Source organism: Saliniramus sp. (assembly GCF_035311605.1).
Taxonomy (GTDB): Bacteria; Pseudomonadota; Alphaproteobacteria; order Rhizobiales; family Beijerinckiaceae; genus Saliniramus.
Map to the genome: position 1 here is coordinate 1 of NZ_DATGCW010000088.1, position 2,591 is coordinate 2,591.

Below are 2,591 nucleotides of genomic sequence, written 5' to 3' on the forward strand. Positions count from 1 at the left end.
CTGCCGCTTCGCTGGTCATTTGCGGCATGATCACCGTGTCGGCGGCGCCGTGGCTGAACAGGGCCGGTTTGCTCAGGCCGGCCAGAACGGGCCGGTAATCCGCCTCGCGTGCGCTTACGGCGCGGCGCACATCCGCGCGCACCAGCATGTTGAAGGCGATGAAGCGCTCGATCGTCGCCGGCGGGATCGGTTTGACCGCGCAGGCATGCACGAAATCGATCATGCCGTAGAGCGCCTTCACCGGATCCTTCGACATGCCCTTCGAGGCGTATCTGACGAAAGTCTCGCCCGTGTAAGGGCCGATATAGTCCTTGCCGATGACCAGCGCCGCGCCGACGAAATTCACGCCGCCCAGCGCCGCATCGCCGTATTTGCGCAGGTAATCGGCGAGGACGAGCCCGCCATAGGACCAGGCGACGATGACGGGTGAGGCAAGGCCGAGCTGGTCGATCACGCCGTTGAGATCATCCGCCCAGAGTTCGCCATCGGCGTAATATTGTGTGCCGGCAGGCGCATCGGAGGCGCCGTGGCCGCGCAGGTCGACGCCGATCAGATCATGTGTCTGCGCGAGGGGGCCGTCATATTGCTGCGCGAAGGCGAGGTGATGTTGCGACCACCCATGCAGGAAAACGATCGGACGTCCGGCGGGGTTTCCGTAGCGGCGCACATGCAATGCGACCCCGCCACCGCCGCTGATCTCCTGCGTTTCCATGATATTTCTCCGCACTGCGCTCGGTATTGTGCCGCTTGTGCGACGTTGCGAGCGGGTGCGCAAGTCTAAATTCGACGCTTGGTCGTGCCGGGTGATCTTCTTGCGCTTCGGCACATGAATTGCTGCGACGCAATATGGGTAGTGATGAAAACTTGAGCAGCCTATTGCATCAGCGGAGTGTTGACCGCCTTTCTCCGGACCCGTAGAAATCCAGATAAAGCGTGGCTGAAGGCCGTGGCTTTGTATGACAGGGAGGATTTATTTGATGAAGAACAGCACCATTCTTCGCCGTACGCTTCTGGCATCGGCAATGGTCGGGGCAGTCGCTATCGCGATGCCGGCTTCGCAGGCCCAGGCTCAGGACCAGAGCTTCCTGCTCTCGACGGCCTCGACCGGCGGCACCTATTATCCTGTGGGCGTGGCGGTCGCGACGCTGATCAAGACGCGTCTCCAGCCGACCGAGGGCATCGATCTCTCGGCAATCAGCTCTGCCGGCTCGGGCGAAAATGTTCGCCTTCTGCGTGAAGGCGAAGTGGATTTCGCGATTCTTCAGGGCCTGTTCGGCGCTTATGCCAGCAACGGCTCGGGCCCGCTCGAGGAAGAGGGTCCGCAGGAGAACCTGCGCTCAATCACGGGCTTGTGGCAGAATACCGAGCATTTCGTGGTGCGCTCTTCGGATGTCGAGACGGGCACCGTGGCGGATATGGCGAATGTGATGGGCGAGCCCGTTTCGATGGGTGCGCAGGGCTCCGGCACGCTCGGTTCCAACACCGTTCTGATGGGTAATCTCGGCATGCCGCTCGACGAATACGAGCTGGTTTACATGGGTTACAACCCATCCGCCGATGCGCTGCAGAACAACCAGATCGTTGCGATGTCGACCCCCGGCGGTGTTCCCGTGGGCGGTGTGACCCGTGCTTTCGCGGCAATGCCGGGTGATCTGACCCTGCTGAACTTCACCGATGAGCAGATCGTCGAGGCGAATGGCGATTTCGGTTCGCTGTGGACGTCGTTCGAAATTCCCGCGGGCACCTATCCGGGCCAGGAAGAGGATGTGACCACGATCGGGCAGCCGAACTTCCTCGCCGTCAATGACACGGTGCCGGAAGAGGTGGTCTACATGATCACCAAGACGATCTTCGAGAACCTGGCGTTCCTTCAGGCGATCCACCCGGCGACCAATGAAATGTCGCTCGATGTCGCCACGAATGGTCTGCCCGCGCCGCTGCATCCGGGCGCGCTGCGTTATTACGAGGAAGCCGGTCTCGATATTCCGGATCACCTGCGTCCCTGAGCAGATGACGGGAAAGGCATGAAACATCGGGAGGGCGCGACCATGGTCGCGCCCTCTTTGCCTCTTGACGGCGACGCACACCCATTGCGGGTATCGAGCAGGATGTGAGACCAGAAACATGAGTGATCCGAACAAGGACCGCGACGCCGTCACCGTTAACGAAAACCAGCACGGTAGGCCGCCCCCCGGTCATGGCGAGAGCCCGCAGTCAGCGCCGGGGGAGGAGACAGCGGAAGCAGAGGCCGAATACGAGACCGTCGTGCGCTCCTTCGGAACCGATACGCTGCTGGGCAGGATCGCCTATGCAGTCGGTATCGCCCTCGCCCTGTATCACATCTGGATGAGCACCTTCGGTCAGCTCAATACCCTCTGGCTCACCGGCGTTCATTTCGCCGGATTCGGTTTTCTCTGTGCCCTGCGTTATCCGTTGATAAACCTGAAGAGCGCGGCGGGTGCGAAAATCGTGCTGGCCATCGACGTGTTGATCGGCATTGTCGTTGCGGTTTCGACCCTTTGGCTTCTCTATGATGTGCAGGACATTTTCGATCGCGGGCGCATGGAGGGCATCCAGACGGTCCTGGCGCT

The 2,591-nt window shown here is 61.2% G+C and carries 3 protein-coding genes; 2 read left to right on the plus strand and 1 reads right to left on the minus strand.

The window, feature by feature from the left end:
- Positions 1–712 (minus strand): alpha/beta hydrolase (locus VKP01_RS04155; RefSeq protein ID WP_324410551.1); only part of this gene is annotated, 712 nt, incomplete at its 3' end.
- A gap of 265 nt (positions 713–977) precedes the next feature.
- On the opposite strand from VKP01_RS04155, the gene VKP01_RS04160 reads away from it, so the two are divergent.
- Both VKP01_RS04160 and VKP01_RS04165 read left to right on the plus strand, forming a co-directional pair.
- Positions 978–2,006 (plus strand): TAXI family TRAP transporter solute-binding subunit, encoded by a 1,029-nt coding sequence (locus VKP01_RS04160; protein WP_324410552.1) that lies wholly within the window; start codon positions 978–980, stop codon positions 2,004–2,006.
- A 118-nt stretch (positions 2,007–2,124) separates the two neighbouring features.
- On the plus strand, positions 2,125–2,591 hold a 467-nt coding region (locus tag VKP01_RS04165; RefSeq protein ID WP_324410554.1), incomplete at its 3' end, for a hypothetical protein.